This window comes from Endozoicomonas sp. SESOKO4 (genome assembly GCF_024606275.1).
The window spans coordinates 1-1,919 of sequence record NZ_JAHHPS010000597.1; the positions used below are offsets into that span (position 1 = coordinate 1).

Genomic DNA, 1,919 nt, shown 5'->3' on the forward strand with positions numbered 1-1,919 from the left:
TACTAAATATTTACAAGTTCGGCAAACAAGCTAAGCCATGCAAACATTACTTTTGTAGCCTGACTTGTGAAAACAACATGCAACAGAGAGGAAAACGACATCCAGAGCATGTATTCATACCACTGAAGTTAAAATCTCATTTTTCTCAGATTGCACTAAAAGCAGATCAACAGGATGGCACTAAATCATCAAATTGCCAGTAAATGTATGGGAATATTACTCGATCGGGGGCAAATTTTTATTTTTTATTATGGCATTATCGCAACATCAGGCACTTAAGAAAGGTTGACCAGCTTGACACTGTCTTTCACCACTAGCCAGCCACTTCATGATTCCAGACGTCAAACTATAACGGATGGCAATGGGCTCTCTTCCTCTGCGTGGAAAAACTGCGGGCATAAAAAACTGCCGGACAAAAGCGCTTAAAACACCTGTTGAACGACAGTTTTTATTTGTATCAATCTCAATCCAGTGATGGACCAGCGGCGATTAGAGCCTTGCCTTCGTCGATATCAGTAAACTTGCTGAAGTTGGTGATGAAGCGATCAGCCAGATCACGAGCTTTATTATCCCAGTCTTCTTTGCTCTCATAGGTATCCTGAGGATTCAGGATACCATTTTCCACGCCTTCAACATGGGTTGGAACTTTCAGACCAAAGTAAGGAAGCGTCAACGTTTCCGCTTCATCAATGCTGCCATCAATGATGGCATCAATGATGGCACGGGTGGCCTTGATGGAGATACGTTTGCCTGTGCCATTCCAGCCGGTGTTAACAAGGTAGGCCGTTGCACCATTGGCTTCCATCTTTTTTACCAGTTCTTGAGCGTATCGGGTCGGATGCAAGGTCAGAAACGCTGCGCCAAAGCAAGCAGAAAATGTTGGCGTTGGCTCAGTAATGCCACGCTCAGTACCCGCCAGCTTGGCGGTGAAACCAGACAGGAAATGGTACTTGGTTTGCTCTGGCGTCAGCTTGGATACCGGAGGTAGCACACCAAAGGCATCAGCCGTCAGGAAAATCACTTTTTTGGCATGTCCGGCCTTTGAAACAGGTTTAACGATGTTTTCAATGTGCTCAATCGGATAGGAAACACGAGTGTTTTCTGTCTTGGAGCCATCGGCAAAATCGATCGTGCCGTCTTCAAGAACCGTCACGTTCTCCAGAAGCGCATCACGGCGAATAGCGTTGTAGATGTCGGGCTCGTTTTCCTTACTCAGATTGATAGTCTTGGCATAGCAACCACCTTCAAAGTTGAAAACACCATCGTCATCCCAGCCATGCTCATCATCACCTACCAAAGCCCGCTTTGGATCAGCAGACAGGGTGGTTTTACCGGTACCGGACAATCCGAAGAATATTGCAACATCGCCGTCTTTACCGACATTCGCAGAGCAGTGCATGGAAGCCATACCCTTCAGAGGCAGTAGGTAGTTCATGATAGAGAACATCCCTTTCTTCATCTCGCCACCGTACCAGGTGCCACCAATAATCTGTACCCGCTCAGTCAGGTTAAAGGCTACGAAATTCTCAGAGTTCAGACCCTGCTCCTGCCAGTCAGGATTAGTGCACTTCGCACCATTCATAACCACGAAGTCAGGTTCAAAGGCTGCCAGCTCACCTTGAGAAGGACGAATAAACATGTTCTTAACAAAGTGGGCCTGCCAGGCTACTTCAGTGATGAAACGAACACTCAAACGGGTTTCTTCGTTGGCACCACAGAAACCATCAATCACGAACAGACGTTTGCCGGACAACTGCTGGGTCACAAGACCTTTCAGATCAGTCCAGACGCTCTGAGTGATCGCCTTGTTGTCATTTTTACCCTGGTCAGACCACCACAGGGTATCGCGGGTCGTATCATCTTTTACGATGTATTTGTCTTTTGGGGAACGACCGGTAAAAATGCCCGTATCAACAGAG

At 46.8% G+C, this 1,919-nt stretch carries 2 protein-coding genes; one reads left to right on the forward strand and one right to left on the reverse strand.

Features of this window, described 5'->3' with window-relative positions:
- Nucleotides 1-203: hypothetical protein (locus tag KDK16_RS11695; protein WP_257276251.1), on the forward strand; the 203-nt coding region annotated here is incomplete at its 5' end.
- Between the two features lie 260 nt (nt 204-463).
- Here KDK16_RS11695 and pckA read toward each other — a convergent pair.
- A partial coding sequence (gene pckA, locus KDK16_RS11700) for a phosphoenolpyruvate carboxykinase (ATP) (RefSeq protein ID WP_257276252.1) occupies nt 464-1,919 on the reverse strand: 1,456 nt, incomplete at its 5' end.